This is a genomic window from Mucilaginibacter sp. 3215 (assembly GCF_050433785.1).
GTDB lineage: Bacteria > Bacteroidota > Bacteroidia > Sphingobacteriales > Sphingobacteriaceae > Mucilaginibacter.
On sequence record NZ_JBNPWO010000009.1, the window covers coordinates 87,094 to 103,674 of the forward strand.

The window sequence follows — 16,581 nt, forward strand, 5'->3', positions numbered from 1 at the left end:
CTTCGCTCATAAGAGTTATTCAACCTCTGCCAATTCCGGTGGAGGTTTTTTATTGCCTTAAATATCCGGGAGGCTAATATTTATCAAAAACAAATGTTGGTAATCGATAAATCAAAACCTGTTCAACGAATCATTTTAACCTTAACCGAAACCACCGGAGTAGCCGATACAGCCTATGTAGTTAAGTTAAAAAATGATGCTTCAAGGTTTGAATACAACTTTACACTGCCTGTGAACAATTCACCTGCACCTGAAAGATATGATTTGTATCTGATTGCCACCTCAGTATTTGATGATATGGCCTCCGGCTATTACACCTATTCTATTTTGACCGCCGATAGTGATTTAGCTATTGAATCAGGTAAACTTTTAATCAAAGATTTAGAAGCTACAGAATATGTTACACCGCCAAATACAGATACCAATGAATATATAATTTATTAATGAGTAAAGATTTAGTGCAGGGTGATGAAAATAAATTTAAAGCTGCTGTAATCAATTTTAGTAGAACTGTTACACCACTACCAAAGGAATTAAGGCAGGGTACTACTGATGAAACCTATGTGTGGTATGGTGACAATAACCTATACCCTAATTTTCTTTTGAAACTTTTGGCAGAAGTACCATTGCACCGTTCAATTTCTTTAAGTAAAGCTAATTACATTTTAGGTGATGGTATCGTAATTAAAGAAACTGGTAAACCTGCTGATTTTAATATTAATCTGGTCGATTCTTTTGAGGAAGTAGTTAGAAAATGTGTACAGGATTACATCATCTTCAATACGTTCATTTTAGAAGTTCAATATGATGTATTGAACAATAAGCCTTTATACTTTAATCATATCCCGGCAAATTATATGCGGTGTAACTACGCTAAAACTAAATTTTGGATAAGCCCGGATTGGCAGCAAAAACGTGTCGTTAGGAGTTATGACAGGTGGACTAAAGGCAACAACCCGGATAAGCAAAATAAGATTTTCATGTTTCAGGGGTATGTACCATCAGCTAACAATGTGTATGCAGAAGCATCGTATCAGCCTGCTATAACCAGTATGGTTAGTGAAGTTCTTTTGCAGAATTTTATTAAATCAAATTTAGAAGACGGTTTTAGCCCCTCAGTAATTTTAAGCTTTTTCAAAGGTACTCCAACCGAAGAACAAGCCAGAGAATTTGAAAGAAAACTAACTACTGATTATTCCGGTGCCTCCGGTAAGAAATTCCTTATCAATTATAATGATATGGGTTCTGAAAAAGGGCTACAGGTTGATAGTATATCATCTTCTGATTATACTGACAAGTTGGATTTTGCCCGTAAAGCAAACATTGAACATATCCTAACTGCACATCAGGCAACCAGTAGAATACTTTTTGGCATTGAACAGGAGGGCGGTTTAGGTGGTAACGGTCAGGAAATTGAAAAGGCTTATCAGGTATTTAAAAACGTATTTGTTAAGGATAACAGGAATGTTATTGAAAGTGCCTTTAACAAGCTTTTAGCTGATGCCGGATTACCTGCTATCGAGTTCAAGGATAAATCAAATATCCTTATGGCTGAGTTATCGGATACTACCCGTGAAAAGGTTTTGACTATTGATGAATTACGTTCATTAGATAATAGATCACCGTTACCGGGAGGTGAAGGTCAAAAGCTTTTAACCATTACCAAAGCAGAAACAGCCCCGGCCAACTTTGAAGCCGAAAACGATGATAACCAGTATAAAAATGGTAGGGTTTTAAAAGTGGAAGACTTTGATAAAATCAAGCATTTAGGTAGCCACCGGGAGGGGTATACCCTGTTATCAAAACAGGAATTTGAAGCCCATTCATTTGAGCAATTCAAAAAAATTGATCTGCAATTTGATGATGATAAGGACATTGAAAACTATCTAATCAAAACCCCGATTAACGGTAAAAGCTTATCAGAAATCAAAGCAGGAATTAAAAAAGATTTGGGTATTAGTATAACAACTGATGACCTGTCACAGCGCATTGCAGCCCTTACAGATGCTAATTTAATAACAGCTAAAGTAGTAGGTGATAGCGTACAAAGTGCGCCTGTAAAGGCTCAAAATCCTCGTACTGTAGAAGTACTTTATGAGTATAAAAAGAGGCCGGAAGTAGCAGGTAAACCGTTGCTTAAAACCAGTAGGGACTTCTGCAAACAACTAATCGATTTTGACAGATTATATACCCGTTCTGAAATTCAGAAAATGAGTGAAATTTTTGGGTATGATGTGTTTCAACACGCCGGGGGATGGTGGTTTAATACTGCAACCCAACTGGCTGAAAATCAGTGCAGACATTATTGGAATAAAGTGAGAGTGATTAGGAAAGGAGAGAGCCAATAATGAGACAGATTACATTTATTTCGGTAGATTATCTTAAAGAAAATAGCATCATACAATCTAATGTTGATGAAAAAATTTTAAACCAGTCAATATTAGAATTTCAGGAGTTGGAAGTTGAACCCCTGATAGGTACACCTGTTTATAAAAGGCTTAATAATGAAATTGTATCGGCTACTACAATATCCGGTTATACTATCCCTGATATTGATACTGAATTGTTGCGGTATATTAAGCCGTTTATGCTTTACGGGGCTTTGCTCAATAGTCTGAACCCGCTGCATTACAAAGTATCAAATAAGGGAGTACAAAAACTTAATGATGATAATGCTTCAACAGCCGATAAAAGCGATATAGATGCTTTAAGAAGCACCTATTTAGCAAAAAAAGATGCTTATAAAAAGCGATTGATTGACTATATAAAAACTGATGAAGACCCCGAAACTGATACCAATTGTGTAACCGATAAAGATTCTACATTAAGTTTCACAGGCATTTATATTTCAGATGATACATTCGATCATGAAGCAGCCTATAAAGCATCAACTTATAAAACCGGCTACTACCGGAGAAGGGTATACTAATGATTTCGATAAATCAATACCTCAAACTTATTGCGGATTTCTTTACCAGTCATAACCAGATCAACACGGTTAGTACAGGCAATGAGTTCAATTTTAATGCTGAATCAAACATCGTTTATCCGGTTGCACACATCGAGTATGTAACTCAAAATATTCAGGATAAGAATGTGGTACATCAGTTTGAAATTACATTAGCTGATTTATTTGACCCGAATGTACCAAACGCTGAAATTGGCATCTGGTCAGATATGAACCTGATTGCGGATGATATGGTAACATATTTTGCTAATCAATACCAGTACGATGTAGATTATGAAATTAACGAAAATGTGAATATTCAGAAGTTTAGCAACGGAAACGTTGATAGGGTAGCGGGTTGTGTATTTGTTGTATCCTTCAACCAGTTCAGGGAGGCCAATAGTTGTATTATCCCAACTGATGATAACATAGATACGGCTTTAACATTATTTGATGTTCAATTTACCCCGGAATTTCAATAACAAGTTTTTTTTTTAGCCTAAAGTAAACAAGCAGTCAAGTTATATATATACATGTATGTAGGCATAATTCCTACTGTAGACATAAAGCTTGCAATATGCAATTCATTTATTTAGCCTGTAAATTTTTAAAGCAATTAGAATTTGACCTCGTTGTTAAAATTGGGAAATGGTCGTTTAAAATGAAGAAGAAGAAGTAAATTTTAGTGTTTATAATGCCCCTGCTGTCTAATATTTATCAACGTGAAAATTGATAAAGAAGGGTTGGAATTTATAAAAGAGCATGAAGGGATTATCCTTCATGCTTACAAAGATGTTGTAGGCGTTTGGACTATCGGTATAGGTTGTACTTATTATCCCAACGGTACAGCAGTAAAAGAAGGTGATACCATCACTCAAGCCCAATGTGATGATCTTTTCTTTAATGTAGTTCAACGTTTTGAAAAAGCCGTTACTGCTGCTATTACCGTACCCATCAATCAGCATCAATTTAATGCCCTTGTTTCTCTGGCTTACAACATAGGTTCAGCGGGATTTGCCAAATCAACTTTGGTTAAACGCATTAACACCGGGGCTTCACCTGATTTAATCCGGGCTGCTTTTGCTATGTGGAATAAAGCCGGGGGCGTAATAAACTCAACCTTAGTAAAACGGCGTAAAGATGAAGCCGATTTATATTTAAAAACCTAAACTTAACAATGATAAAATTTTTTGATGGTCTACTCGCTTTTGGCAATAAGTATCTTTTGTGGTTTTTGGTGTTCATTACACCTGTCCACCCTTTTCTGTACCTGATTTATACTTTACTTGCTTTTGATTTCTTTACTGGAATAGCGAAATGTAAGAAATTGAATGAACCTCTAACAAGCAAACGAATGAGGGATACTACAATCAAATTTGCTTGTTATTCAGTAGCAGTATTAGCTTCATTTTTTATTGAGATTACATTCTTTCCGGGAACATCCTTATATCTAACAAAATTAATCGGGGGCTATATTACCTTAACTGAGTTTAAAAGTTTGTTAGAAAATGTTTCTGTCTTAACCGGGATAGATTTATGGACTATAGTACAGGCTAAAGTGTCTGATTACTTCAACACGAAATTAAAACCAGAAAACAAAAAAGATGATAAAACTAACTAAGATTTTAGAAGCCCTATCCGGGGTAATTACTACGGTATTGGGTGTGCTTAAATCTTAAAAAGTAGCCTTTATACACTTAATTTATTTCTGTACAGGCACAGTTACATCTATCTTGTCATCATCGGGTGTGTTAATATCGAATCTTTTATTTAAACCACCGCCGAAAAGCTGTTGGTATCCATTTACTTGAATCTTAAAACCGTTTCCTTGTAGGTAATTGACAATTTCAACGCCATATTGATTTGCTTCTCCTTCCAACATACATATCGTCACTATTATTAATTTAGATTTATCTAAAGCATTTAATCTGTTAATATCATCTGAATTTAAATGCCGGGGAGAGGGTAACGGGATACCATTTTGATAAATGACTGTATGGGCGGTTACACCACCAGTTTGTCCATTTGATGTAACTACGTCACCATTTATTGTAATGTGATTTTGCTTTTCTTTGTCAAACATATTTTTCTTTTTATTTATTCGTTTCTGTGCGTTGATTACCGAATCTTGTTTAAATTTTACCCTGAGAATAGGTTCTGGTTTTGCCTTTTTTACTACAGATAGGCTGTCAATCGTAGATCTGTTATTCCTATCCAACCAATGAAATTGAAGACCGGCGAATCCTAATAGTGTAGCAATCCCTGTGATTATTGCAAAAACAGCAAACCACTGTTTCTCCCACCATTTCTTAGTTTCCTTTTCTTTCGATGACTGTTCTTGATTGATTACATTCTTAGCGGTTGTACCCCCAGATTGATTTGTACTATTAATAAAATCACCTTTAACGTTAATCTGGATTTTTTTATTTTTTGACATCGATGAAAAAGTTAGTCAAATATAAAAATTTTCGATACCTCTTTTCAATGCTAATAATTTTAGTATAGCTTTGTAATATGGCAAGGATGTTTGATACAATTGAAAAAGAACTGAAAGTAAATGCGGATAAAGCCCGTGAACGGGGGTGTTGGTTCTATAATAAACAATCCGGCCATTGGATGACCCCGGAAGAATTTGAAATTCAGGGTAAAATGGATTTAATTGTTCACGGAGATAATACCAGAACTGTATTGACTTATTATCAGATGTGTGATCCCCGAAATGAAATAAAAATGAGGATAAAGGATATCAATAAAACTTCTTTAAAATTGCAGGAGTTTGCCGAAAAAGTATTTGCCTATTTCAATCAAACGCCAAAAGATTTTGGGCAAACCTATAAATGAATAATTATCTAAATATGATTAGGGTGTATTTAAATCAGGAATTACCCCCGCCTTTTAACACTTTGGTATCAGTAGTTGATGACCGCATCAAGATTACTTTACCTGATACTCATAAAAGCTTTAATGAAGCTTTTGCAGTTGTTCATCCAATGATTATTGAATGTATCGGTCGGATTAGAGAATTGAAATATAACGTTGATTTTACTATTTGGACACCGGGACAGTTAAGAGACTTTACCATTCGAAAAGCTACCTAAATCATCAGTAAGCGTTAAAGGCGTTGCTCAATCATTGCTTGTCTCGCTGCAAAATATTTTTCGTAATAGTCAGTCCTTGCCTGAAAGAAAAATCAGTGTTTCAATGCTTGTTAGTAATTTAAATCAAGTAGATTTGATTAGTTTAAGCCTTATAACAATGAGTAACAAATTACCTAAACCCCCCAAGCAAGAGCAAAGGAAATGCGTGTTTTGCAAAGGCCTTCCATTAACAAGAGAACATATCTTTCCTGATTGGCTTAAATCAGTTTTGAATATCGACTTTTCTTTAAATAAAGTAGCAGATAGAACAAGTATCGATTTTTTGCCGGATAAAGTTATATTCCGACCCGATACAAATAAAAAAAATGGCCCTCTTTTCTCTCATAAACTTCTTATAGTATGTGCTAAATGCAACAATGGATGGATGAGCGTTTTACAACAAGAAACTAAACCCATACTTACATCTTTAATAAAGGACAATAACATAACGTTAACTACTGATGATATTGCGAAGTTGAACCTATGGATTGTGATGACTACTATGGTAGCCGAATTTGATGATGAAGCTAAAAAGAGAATACCATTGGCTCAGCTTAGGGAATTTCAAGACAACAAGCAAGTGCCAAAAAATTGGAAAATTTGGATAGGTAGAAATCCACCAAACAACGATAGACATACTCATATTCATCACGATTTTATTGAATTTGAGTCATTGCAATACGTCAAAAAGTATGCTCAAACCACAATGATTATAATGGGTAATTTAATAATGTTTGTTATGAGCACAAATTCGAATAAATTTTTTGAAAGTTATTCAAATAATTCTCTTCAATACCTAAAACAAATACACCCATCAAGTAGCCCAATTTTTGAAAATAGCAGCTTGAATTGGCATAACTTACCTTCAATTGCAGAAGAAGAAATTTTAAATCTTAGAAATATGTTGAATATTTTAGATATGTAATTAGCGTTATCTGGATAGAATGAAACCAATTGCAATTGCTGATTATTAGTTGTAATTGTGGCTATACTTCTAATGTTAAGAAAAAGAAAAAATAAAGATCTTAATCCGGACATAGTACCGGAAAACAGGATTAAAGAACCCCCGGCAGGTAGTAAAGTAAACGGTGTTGACTAAAAAAGGGATTCTTAGAATCCCCTTTTCATGTTAAAATTTTGAACTGGTTGACGGTTGAATAATTTTCTTATTTAATCGCTGTTCAACATATGCTACTGTAACCGTAGGGTTAGCATGTCTGTTTCGTTCACTAATTTTTTGAAGTGACAAACCATCTTCTAAATCGTACCAATCGGCGCTATGTTTCAGGGCGTAGTACTTTAAATGGTCAGACAAATTATATTTTTTTCTAAAGGCTCTCCAACGTTGCCCAAAAAAGTCTGTATGTGCTTGCGTAGGTCTTGGTTTATTATGCTTGCCAAAAACAAAATAGTCTTTTGGTTGATTTGCTACCAATTCATCCAATAACATAAAAAGTTCGTCGTTCAATTGCCATTTAGCATCTTGCTCATTCTTAGTTCTGGTATGATCTAACGACAATATTCTTTTTTCAAAATCGATATCTTTAACAAGTATCCGGGTCATTTCAATTGGACGTATGTTTAAGTAATATAAAATCTTTGAACCGATATATAACTCTTTAAAACTTTCATCAGCAGCCAACAATTTAACCACCTGTTTTAATTCATCCTCTTTATAAATTACAAATCGGGAATCATCATTTTTAGTGTTTTTCTTTTCTGAACCTGTAACCGGATTTTCTTTGCAGATTTTCTTTACCACCAAAAATTTAAACATCGTGCTTAAATCGGTACGATATACATTATAAGTTACTTTACCCCAACCACGCTCTTGCGCTGTAGTTTGCAAAAAGTTATCAATATCCAAATACGTAAAGGTGTTGGCTTTGCGGTATAAAAAGTTTTTAGCTGTTAACCATTTTCTTAGATAGTTTATCAGGAAGGTGTTATTTTTCAAAGCTGTATCACCTATTCTTTTTAACGTATTATCTTCAACCCGTGTTTTTAACCAATACGTCATGCACTCAACAATTGGAGATAGTGGTGTAATAGGCAGATCATTGAAAGTACCGCTTACCGGATTCCATCCCTTACTTAAAAGATCAATCAGATCATCAGCTAAAGCTTTGCCTTGTTTTTTTAAAGTTTTAACATCGCCTTGCCGATCAAGCCCAACCGATTTAGTTATTTTTTTATTTTTGTTAGTTTCCGGGTTGAGAAAGTTAAAATAAACAAACGGCTTATTATCTTTATCCCGTATGACTGGAATGTATAAATTAAACTCAATTCCCTCGAAAGTGGCAAGTAAAATTGTCTGGCTTTTTTTCTCTTTCATTTTTTGTAAAGTTACGTTTTTTATGAATATTTTATTCCCTCGTTTGTTCCCTGTTAACCTAAAAACCGCCTTCTCGATATGAAAAACGAACGTTTTTGGTTAGTTAAGAGTGAGCCCTTTAAATACAGCTGGGAAAAATTTAATAAGGATGGTCGTACCTTTTGGGATGGTGTGCGCAATTACCAGGCACGCAATAACCTGAGGGAAATGAAGGAGGGTGACCTGGTGCTATTTTACCACAGCAATGAAGGAAAAGAGATAGTAGGCATAGCCAAAGTTGTTAAGGAAGCTTACCAGGACCCCACAACCGATGATACCAATTGGGTGGTGGTTGACCTGGCCCCGGTTGAAGCCCTGAAAACCCCGGTAACCCTTGAGCAGATCAAAGCCGACCCTAAATTGCAGGATATAGGCCTGGTAAGGCAGGGGCGTTTATCGGTAATGGGGGTAAAGCGCGAAGAGTTTGATTACATCTTAGCGCTGGGCAGTAAATGAAATGTGGAAGCATCTTAACGGGTTGTTTTGTTAAGTCGGGCCTTGTCGCCGTTTTATTGGTACTGCCGGGACTTGCAAAAGCGCAGGATGCTTTCAGCGCCTTTCCCGATCTGTTTACCACCCCTTACGGCTATGTTGCGAAACATGTAAAGCAAGCGCCGGTAATTGATGGCGATCTGGAAGATGCTGTATGGCAGCAGGCCAAATGGACCCGGGATTTCCAGGATATTGAAGGCCGCCTCAAACCGCAGCCGCCCCTGCAAACCAATGTTAAAATGCTTTGGGACGATAGCTGCCTGTATGTAGCAGCCCGGATCAAAGATCCTAATGTTTGGGCTACGCTTAGCCATCATGATGATATTGTTTACAAAGACAATGATTTTGAGCTATTTATCGATCCTGCCAACAGCGCGCATAATTATTTTGAAATTGAGGTGAATGCCCTCAATACCATTTTCGATTTGTTTTTGAACAAACCCTACCGTAACAACGGCGCCGCGGTAACCGGTTGGGATGCGCACGGCTTACGGTCGGCGGTAAAAGTTGAGGGCACACTGAATGATCCTACGGATACGGATAAAGGCTGGACGGTTGAAATGGCTATCCCATTTAAAGCCATAGCCGGTGGCTTTAACCGCGCTGTGATAAAGGATGGTACTTTATGGCGTATCAATTTTTCGCGGGTGCAGTATGATACTAAGGTGCAGAACGGCGAATATGTGAAACTACAGGATAATACCGGGCATAGTTTGCCGGAGCATAACTGGGTTTGGAGCAACCAGGGGCTTATCAACATGCATTACCCCGAACGCTGGGGCTACCTTCTCTTCAGCGATCATGAGGCTGATGACGCGACGTTTAAAATGCCTTATGCCGAAGAGCAAAAGAAATACCTGTGGCTGGTTTATTACAAGCAAAAGCAGTGGTTTAAAGATCATCACGAATACTGCACCTTGTTAAACAACCTGGGTGTTGAAAATAAGGTAACAGTAGCTGGCCATGCTAACGAGCTTAAGTTGGAAGCAACTGCCCATCAGTTTATAGCTTATATTGCTGATATTAAAACCAAAGCAATCTATAAAATTGACCAGGACGGCCTGGTGCAGCAACAGATAATCCCTAAAACTCCATGAATAAGCGCGAATTTTTAAAGGCCGGTTTACTGGCCGGCGTGGCTGCCCAGTTGCCCTTAGCAAGCAATGCCGCTGTTGAAACTGCCAAAAGCAGTAAGAAAAAAACCATGAAAAACTGGGTATGGATCAACCCTAACCCCAAAGATACAGATGATGATCTGGCCACCCGCTATGCTTCCTACAAAGCATCGGGCATTACCGGCATATTTTTCGAGAACGATAGCGAACGCCATTTTCGTGCCGCTAAAGCTAAAGGCCTGGAGGCCCACCGCTGGATCTGGACTTTTAACCGTGCCGAACTGGTAAACGAAAAGCCTGAATGGTATAGCAAAAACCGCAAGGGCGAATCATGTGCCGATCATCCGCCGTATGTGCAGTATTATCGCTGGCTGTGCCCGTCGCGCCCCGAAGTACAGGAGTATTTAACCAAAACTGTCGATGATATTTTGGCTAAAGATTATATCGATGGCATCCACCTGGATTACGTGCGTTACTGCGATGTTGTGTTACCGGTAAATCTTTGGGATAAATATAAAATTGAGCAAACCAAAGAGTTGCCCGAATATGACTTTTGCTACTGCGATGTTTGCAAAGCCAAATTCAAGGAAGAATATAACCAGGACCTCGATCAGATCCAATACCCCGAAGCCAGCCTTTCATGGCGTTTGTTCAGGTATAATAACATTACCCGGGTGGTTAATGGTATTTCGACCGTTGCCCATCAGCATAAAAAACAAATAACTGCGGCCGTATTCCCAACTCCCGAAGTAGCCCGCCGCAATGTAAGGCAGGACTGGACAAACTGGAACATGGACGGCATTTGCCCCATGATATATCACGGCTTTTACAAGGAGGGCGTAAGCTGGATAGGCAATGCCGTAGCCGAAGGCGTACATTTCCTGGCAGGCAGGTTTCCGCTATATGCCGGGCTGTATTTATCTGATTTTAAAAGCGATGACGAAATCCGTACCGGCATCCAGGTGGCGCTTAAAAACGGTGCCATGGGTGTGTCTTTCTTTGGTAATGTAAGGCCGGAAGTATTGGCGATACTGAAGGATGAAGTTGCGGCTTTTAAGGCTTCGTAATATATACCGCCCCGTCATTGCGAGGTACGAAGCAATCCCCGACCAGCAGAGCGACTCTGTAAAGTTCGCGATTGCTTCGTACCTTGCAATGACGGATTTGTTCTGCTGATCCACTCTGTATAGCATGCAATTGCCATGTTTCGCAATTTACCGTCCCATCAGGGTCTCTCGCAGAGAACCCTGATGTATAAGTTATGCAGATCCGTTGTTTTAAATATCTGTTAGATGTTGTCTTTGAACGCGGCGAACCTCAGGGTCCTCTGCGAGAGACCCTGAGGGAACATGACATGTTTTTATTTTGAATTTAAAGGCAATAAACCTTTCGCCTTTAACCTTTTCCCTTTCACCAAAAAAACCTATCCCCGCATTTTGTCCAACAGATCGCTTAGGGTCGCGGCTTCATCTTCGGTGAGGTTATTGCTCAGGATCTCTTTTGTTTTAAACTCGGCGTCCATTTTTGAAAGTGTTGCAAGGCCTTCTTCGCTGATGCGGATATCTACGGCGCGCCTGTCTTTATTATTGGTGCAGCGTGATACCAGTCCTTTTTGAACAAGGCGGTCAACGATGCGCGATGCATCCGACATCTTGTCGATCATCCTTTCCTTCAATAAATTTATGGTAGCCGGTTTAGGATATTGGCCGCGCAGGATTCGCAGTATATTGAACTGCTGCTGGGTAATATTATGTTTTTCAAAATGACAACGAAAATAGTTAGCCAGCCAACCTTGCGTGTACGCCACGTTAATGGCTACTTTGTGGTAGTTGTCTTCAAAATTGGTACTTTGTATTTCGTCTTCTATTCGCATAGTAATAGTAATGAATGGGATGCAAATATGTTTAATTATTTTTAATTTAACATTGATTTATTTATCGCTATCGCTTGATTCAGTGTTATTTCCAAACAATTTTACCTTGCCATAACTCCAGGGGCAATGTAGGCACTTGTTTTTACAGCAATAGCCCCGCTTTAAATGGTAGGCTTCGGTAAAAACGAAATTGCCGTCTTCGTTGATATAATAATCAATGCCTTCCTGCAACATCAGTTCAGAATTTTTACAAAGATATCATCTTTAAAATAAGCTTTCAGATGCTCGCCCTTACCGTGAAGCGTCCACACCTGTTTGGGTTTGGTGTTGGCGATGGTTTGCAGGATATCGTTCCAGTCCACATGGTCGGATATAAAGAGGGTATCCTGGTTGTTAACCTGCAGGTTTTTCCATCCCGATGCAAAAAGGCGTTTCACTCCCGTGGCCCTGATGTAGCTATCAAAAGTAAAGGGCGGCACAATGTAAACAAACTCATCCTGCACCTTCATCAGTTTGCGCCCGTAAATTTGATACTTACCGGGATGGAAGCCCATCTTTTCATAAATGGCATTGATAGGCATTATTTTATGATGTACCAGGATCTTTTTTTGCGGTGCATGTTCGGTAATGAGGTTGATCAACCGCTGGCTTTTACCCAGCGCATATGCACCAAGTAAAATATTGCTTTTAATATCGTTGATCTTACGGATCTCACTCACCGGGTCGGGATGGATAACAGCCGGATTGGCGAAGGTGCTTTCGGTGATCAGCACATCGGTGTTAACCCATTCAATAGGTTCGCAGGTGGCATCGGGCTGTAGCTTATAGTCGCCGGTGTATAAATACCTTGCGCCGTCATACTCCATCAGTATTTGTGCCGAACCAAGCATATGCCCCGCCGGGATCAGTGTTACCCTAACTCTGCCCACTTCAAATGGCTGGTTAAAGGCAGCTATGTTAAACACTTTGGCGGCGGTACGGTCATACCGCAGTTGCATAATGCTTGCTGTGGCGCGGGTGCAGTAAACGTTGTTGTTACCACTTATGGCATGATCGGCATGGGCATGGGATATTACAGCCGTTTTTACCGGCTGTTGCGGATCGATATAAAAGTCGCCGTATTTGCAGTACAGCCCTTTTTCGTCAAAAGAAACAAAATCGTCAAGTATCATTAATTGCTATCAAGCGATAAGTACAGTTCATGCAAGGCCAGTACCTGGGGTATAACCAGCTGTTTACCGTCGTTAATAATTACATCATTGGCCAGTTTCAGCTTTTCCTCCTGCGATAGCTGGCGGGCCTCGCGGCTTTCAACATCGGCCCGGCTAATGCCGTCGCGCTCTATAACGCGGGCAATGCGGACTTCAAGCGGAGCGGTGATCATGATGGCCCTGTCGCACATTTTGTATGAGCCGCTTTCAAACAAAATGGCCGCTTCCCGGATCACGTAGGGAGCATCCTTGTGCAGCCGGTCAAAACTATCAAAAGCCCTGAACACGGCAGGATGTACCAGGGCGTTAAGCTTTTCAAGTTCGGCTTTGTTGTTAAAAACTATCCCCGATATATATTTGCGGTTAAGGCTGCCATCATCAAAATAAGCCTGCGGACCAAAAGTTTGTTTAATACCTTCAATAAGCAGCCGGTCGGCAACCATTACTTTTTTGGCTTCGTCATCGGCATAAAAAACAGGGATGCCAAGCAATTCAAATACCTGGGCTACGGTAGTTTTGCCGCTGCCTATGTTACCGGTTAAACCTATTTTAAGCATTATTTTTTTATGTAGAAGTCAATATTGGCAGGGGCAATCTTTACTATTTTACAAAAGGGAGGCATATGGATAAGTTTTACCGGCAGGGCCGTATAACCCTTATCGCGCCACAGGTTAAGATCGGCAACGGCTTCAAACAGGTCTTCATCAATATCGGCATACCGGTTTAAAGATGTAGTAAAAGTTACTTTAATTTTTTGCGGAAATACTTTTACGGTGTAATAGTTATTGTTATTGATCAACTTCACGGGGATCTCCAGTGTTTTTTCGGTAAATTCATCAACAGGGATGATGGCCTGTACCGAGCGCGGATAAACATTCAGGTTGCCCTCATTGCTGGGCTTTAAGTTAACCCTGGTATTAATGGTTTCATTAACATCACTGAATTTAAGCGAGTCTGTTTTCCACGAGGTGATTTGCTTCAGGCGTTCAATAGGGCCGCTCACAGTAACATAAGCAGGCCTCACCGTTATGTTACCCGATACAGCAAATTGCTTTTGATAGCTAACGCCCATGGTAAGCTGAACTGGCACCTTTTTGATAAGGCGGTTACTGAAATCAAAATAAAGCGTATCCGGGTCAATGGATAAGATCCGGTTGGCCGGGTCTTTCCCTATATTGATCTGTTTAAGTTGCATGCTGTCAATAACCACATAATTTCGGGTTTCGAGCGAGCGGAGATCAACAGTTAGCGGCTTATTATCGCTGTTGAGCCTGGAAAACAGCATTTGCCAGCCGGTACCCTGTATGGTTGCATCAACAGTATCGGGCTGCAGCGAATGAAAAGCCCGCCTTTGCGGCGCGTTTTTAAAAGTTAAAACCTTTTTTACCCGATAAGGAAGCGGATCGGAAAGAGTAGTAAAAATCCAGGCAATGATAGCCAGCGACAAACAGGTAAAAAATACCGAGAGCCGCCTGCGTTCTGTTGCCGATAATTTTACTATTGCCATTCCTTTTAGGTTAAAGGCGAAAGGTTAAAGGTGAAAGGTCAAGCACTTTCATGCATTCCTTTTCCTTTAACCTTTCGTCATTGTTTATTTTATCTGAGTAAAAGTTTTCTGGTTTCGCGTTAAGGCCCTACCTTTCGCCTTTAACCTTTATCCTTTCACCTCAATTACGCTTTCTTTTCAACCGCAGGTGTATTCAGTGCTTTTGATGCATCAAGCGATATGGCCGATTTATCAAAACGGATCTTGCCGTTTTCAACCTCAACCAAAAATGTGGTTTCGTTTAAATCAACGATACGGCCGTGGATGCCGGCTGTAGTTATAACCCTGTCGCCTTTTTTAAGTTCTTCAACGTATTTTTTTTGATCTTTTTGCTTTTTAACCTGCGGGCGGATCATAAAGAAGTAAAACACCACGATAATCAGTACCATTGGTACTAATGAACCGTAGCTACCTAAGCCGCCGCTTGAAGCCTGTAATAAAATAGTAGCTATCATTTGTTTAAATTAATTGTTATTTTTTTAACACCTCGCCAATTAAATGCACCATAGTTTCGGCAGGCTGGGTGTTTGCCGTAACGGTTATTTGTTTATCCTGTAAACCGCTTTTACCGGCGCTGTTAAAAGTAACGCTGATCACGCCGCTTTCGCCGGGTTTAACCGGGGCTTTTGGCCAGGTAGGGGTAGTACAGCCACAGGTAGCACGCGCATTGGTAATAATTAATGGCGATTTACCGGTATTGGTGAACTTGAAATCATACGATACTTTGTCGCCTTCTTTGATCTTGCCGAAATCGTGGCTTTCCTTTTCAAATTTAGCTACCGGCGCGTTAGCCGCGGTTGCGGCGCTATCGGCATTAGCTTTTGAAGCGTTATCGGCTGTGTTGCCGTTGCTGCTATTACAGGCCGATAATAACATGCCTGCTGCTACTAAGCTTAAAAATAGTTTTTTCATTTTTTAATATTATTCTATTAAGCCGCGGCCTATCTTTTTGATTTTGTTTTCGGCTTTAAGCTCTATTAAAATCTTGTCCAAGATACCGTTTATAAATGAATTACTCTTAGGCGTGCTAAACTCTTTTGATATTTCAAGATACTCGTTTATAGTAACTTTAACCGGGATAGAATTGAAGTTAATAAACTCGGTTATAGCCATTTTCATTAACAGGGTATCCATCATGGCAATACGCTCGGGCTCCCAGTTTTGGGTTTTAGCGGCTATCAGCTCATGGTAGGCCTCATTGTACCTGATGCTTTGCTGAAACAGGTTTACCACAAACTCACGGTCCTCAACCCAGTTGCCGGTAATTTCGGCAAGTTGGTTAAGCTTGTAATCATCGTGCGAAAAGTTTTTGAACGTTTTGGCAATAAGCGCCTGGAGCACGTCTTTATCAACAGGCCAAAAAATAAACCTGTCTTCAAAAACCTGCTCGGCTAATGATGATTTAAGGATAACTTTTTTGAAAATGAATTTGATGATATCCTTGTCTGTTTGCAGTGTATCGCCTGTTTTGGCAAGATATTCGGCATACTCAGGCGAGTTTTTAAGGATAATAAAAAGTGATTTTGCAAGTTCGGGCTCAAAGGTCCAGTCAACTTTATACTTTTTCCAGGCTGTAATGTATTCCTTATTATCGTTCAGGCTCAGGATAAACCTGTTAGTTAGGATCTTTAGGTTTGCATTTAAGTCATCGGCGGTAGGGAGGTGTTTGTTGGCGCGTTCCTGCGCGTCATTCGCGGCAAAACTTACTACTTCATTAATTAATGATAGCATCCAGATATACATTTCGTAAACCTGGTCAATGCTGTTTAGCATGTTTTTCTCGAATAGCTTAACATCTTTCGTATCTGATTGATGATACGCGTACAGTGCCTGTAATACCTTTACCCGGAGGTGCCTTCTGTTTAACATTTTTGTAAGAACGATTT

22 protein-coding genes are annotated in these 16,581 nt (G+C 39.4%); 12 read left to right on the forward strand and 10 right to left on the reverse strand.

Annotation, left to right across the window (positions count from 1 at the left end):
• The first annotated feature begins 93 nt into the window (after positions 1 to 93).
• The 6 genes from ABIC84_RS16050 to ABIC84_RS16075 all read left to right on the forward strand — a co-directional run bounded on the left by ABIC84_RS16050 (position 94) and on the right by ABIC84_RS16075 (position 4,568).
• On the forward strand, positions 94 to 444 hold the full coding sequence (locus ABIC84_RS16050; protein ID WP_429264205.1) for a hypothetical protein: 351 nt from the start codon (positions 94 to 96) through the stop codon (positions 442 to 444).
• Positions 444 to 2,348: a hypothetical protein gene (locus ABIC84_RS16055; protein ID WP_429264206.1), complete on the forward strand. Its 1,905-nt coding sequence runs from the start codon at positions 444 to 446 to the stop codon at positions 2,346 to 2,348. Before ABIC84_RS16050 ends, ABIC84_RS16055 begins: the two co-directional genes overlap by 1 nt.
• A complete protein-coding gene (locus tag ABIC84_RS16060) occupies positions 2,348 to 2,929 on the forward strand; it encodes a hypothetical protein (RefSeq protein WP_429264207.1) in 582 nt (193 codons plus the stop codon). Before ABIC84_RS16055 ends, ABIC84_RS16060 begins: the two co-directional genes overlap by 1 nt.
• Positions 2,929 to 3,429, forward strand: a complete 501-nt coding sequence (locus ABIC84_RS16065) for a hypothetical protein (RefSeq protein WP_429264208.1) — start codon at positions 2,929 to 2,931, stop codon at positions 3,427 to 3,429. The genes ABIC84_RS16060 and ABIC84_RS16065 overlap by 1 nt, the downstream gene beginning before the upstream one ends.
• 240 nt (positions 3,430 to 3,669) lie before the next feature.
• Positions 3,670 to 4,116 (forward strand): lysozyme, encoded by a 447-nt coding sequence (locus tag ABIC84_RS16070; RefSeq protein ID WP_429264209.1) that lies wholly within the window; start codon positions 3,670 to 3,672, stop codon positions 4,114 to 4,116.
• 8 nt (positions 4,117 to 4,124) lie between these two features.
• Complete coding sequence (locus tag ABIC84_RS16075; RefSeq protein WP_429264210.1) at positions 4,125 to 4,568, forward strand: phage holin family protein; 444 nt, start codon at positions 4,125 to 4,127, stop codon at positions 4,566 to 4,568.
• Positions 4,569 to 4,649: 81 nt separating this feature from the next.
• Here the strand turns inward: ABIC84_RS16075 and ABIC84_RS16080 are convergent, their stop codons facing one another.
• A complete protein-coding gene (locus ABIC84_RS16080) occupies positions 4,650 to 5,384 on the reverse strand; it encodes a hypothetical protein (protein ID WP_429264211.1) in 735 nt (244 codons plus the stop codon).
• A gap of 77 nt (positions 5,385 to 5,461) precedes the next feature.
• On the opposite strand from ABIC84_RS16080, the gene ABIC84_RS16085 reads away from it, so the two are divergent.
• The 3 genes from ABIC84_RS16085 (at position 5,462) to ABIC84_RS16095 (ending at position 7,009) form a co-directional block, all read left to right on the forward strand.
• Positions 5,462 to 5,788, forward strand: coding sequence for a hypothetical protein (locus ABIC84_RS16085; protein WP_429264212.1), 327 nt, complete (start codon positions 5,462 to 5,464; stop codon positions 5,786 to 5,788).
• Positions 5,785 to 6,045 carry a hypothetical protein gene (locus ABIC84_RS16090; protein WP_429264213.1) on the forward strand — a complete coding sequence of 87 codons (261 nt, stop codon included), beginning with the start codon at positions 5,785 to 5,787 and terminating at the stop codon, positions 6,043 to 6,045. Before ABIC84_RS16085 ends, ABIC84_RS16090 begins: the two co-directional genes overlap by 4 nt.
• 103 nt (positions 6,046 to 6,148) lie before the next feature.
• A complete protein-coding gene (locus ABIC84_RS16095) occupies positions 6,149 to 7,009 on the forward strand; it encodes a hypothetical protein (protein ID WP_429264214.1) in 861 nt (286 codons plus the stop codon).
• A gap of 204 nt (positions 7,010 to 7,213) precedes the next feature.
• On the opposite strand, the gene ABIC84_RS16100 is transcribed toward ABIC84_RS16095, so the two are convergent.
• Positions 7,214 to 8,419 carry a site-specific integrase gene (locus ABIC84_RS16100; protein WP_429264215.1) on the reverse strand — a complete coding sequence of 402 codons (1,206 nt, stop codon included), beginning with the start codon at positions 8,417 to 8,419 and terminating at the stop codon, positions 7,214 to 7,216.
• 78 nt (positions 8,420 to 8,497) lie between these two features.
• Here ABIC84_RS16100 and ABIC84_RS16105 point away from each other — a divergent pair, with 78 nt between their 5' ends.
• Genes ABIC84_RS16105 through ABIC84_RS16115 form a run of 3 tightly spaced genes read left to right on the forward strand, consistent with a single transcriptional unit; the run spans position 8,498 to position 11,132 of the window.
• Entirely contained in the window at positions 8,498 to 8,914 is a 417-nt protein-coding gene (locus ABIC84_RS16105; RefSeq protein ID WP_429264216.1) for an EVE domain-containing protein, read from the forward strand.
• Entirely contained in the window at positions 8,911 to 10,047 is a 1,137-nt protein-coding gene (locus ABIC84_RS16110; RefSeq protein ID WP_429264217.1) for a carbohydrate-binding family 9-like protein, read from the forward strand. Before ABIC84_RS16105 ends, ABIC84_RS16110 begins: the two co-directional genes overlap by 4 nt.
• A complete protein-coding gene (locus ABIC84_RS16115; protein ID WP_429264218.1) occupies positions 10,044 to 11,132 on the forward strand; it encodes a family 10 glycosylhydrolase in 1,089 nt (362 codons plus the stop codon). The genes ABIC84_RS16110 and ABIC84_RS16115 overlap by 4 nt, the downstream gene beginning before the upstream one ends.
• 356 nt (positions 11,133 to 11,488) lie before the next feature.
• On the opposite strand, the gene ABIC84_RS16120 is transcribed toward ABIC84_RS16115, so the two are convergent.
• The 8 genes from ABIC84_RS16120 to nusB all read right to left on the reverse strand — a co-directional run bounded on the left by ABIC84_RS16120 (position 11,489) and on the right by nusB (position 16,564).
• On the reverse strand, positions 11,489 to 11,938 hold the full coding sequence (locus tag ABIC84_RS16120) for a MarR family winged helix-turn-helix transcriptional regulator (protein WP_091175216.1): 450 nt from the start codon (positions 11,936 to 11,938) through the stop codon (positions 11,489 to 11,491).
• Positions 11,939 to 11,995: 57 nt separating this feature from the next.
• Entirely contained in the window at positions 11,996 to 12,172 is a 177-nt protein-coding gene (locus tag ABIC84_RS16125) for a DUF5522 domain-containing protein (RefSeq protein ID WP_429264219.1), read from the reverse strand.
• Positions 12,172 to 13,110: an MBL fold metallo-hydrolase gene (locus ABIC84_RS16130; RefSeq protein ID WP_429264220.1), complete on the reverse strand. Its 939-nt coding sequence runs from the start codon at positions 13,108 to 13,110 to the stop codon at positions 12,172 to 12,174. Before ABIC84_RS16130 ends, ABIC84_RS16125 begins: the two co-directional genes overlap by 1 nt.
• Positions 13,110 to 13,706 carry a dephospho-CoA kinase gene (gene coaE, locus ABIC84_RS16135; protein ID WP_429264221.1) on the reverse strand — a complete coding sequence of 199 codons (597 nt, stop codon included), beginning with the start codon at positions 13,704 to 13,706 and terminating at the stop codon, positions 13,110 to 13,112. The genes ABIC84_RS16130 and coaE overlap by 1 nt, the downstream gene beginning before the upstream one ends.
• The gene (locus ABIC84_RS16140; RefSeq protein ID WP_429264222.1) at positions 13,706 to 14,656 is read right to left on the reverse strand and encodes a CdaR family protein; all 951 of its coding nucleotides are present in this window, start codon (positions 14,654 to 14,656) and stop codon (positions 13,706 to 13,708) included. Before ABIC84_RS16140 ends, coaE begins: the two co-directional genes overlap by 1 nt.
• A gap of 164 nt (positions 14,657 to 14,820) precedes the next feature.
• Positions 14,821 to 15,150, reverse strand: a complete 330-nt coding sequence (gene yajC, locus ABIC84_RS16145) for a preprotein translocase subunit YajC (RefSeq protein WP_112657676.1) — start codon at positions 15,148 to 15,150, stop codon at positions 14,821 to 14,823.
• A 16-nt stretch (positions 15,151 to 15,166) separates the two neighbouring features.
• The gene (locus ABIC84_RS16150; protein ID WP_091175205.1) at positions 15,167 to 15,607 is read right to left on the reverse strand and encodes a DUF1573 domain-containing protein; all 441 of its coding nucleotides are present in this window, start codon (positions 15,605 to 15,607) and stop codon (positions 15,167 to 15,169) included.
• A 9-nt stretch (positions 15,608 to 15,616) separates the two neighbouring features.
• Positions 15,617 to 16,564 carry a transcription antitermination factor NusB gene (gene nusB / locus ABIC84_RS16155; protein WP_429264223.1) on the reverse strand — a complete coding sequence of 316 codons (948 nt, stop codon included), beginning with the start codon at positions 16,562 to 16,564 and terminating at the stop codon, positions 15,617 to 15,619.
• Positions 16,565 to 16,581 lie beyond the last annotated feature (17 nt).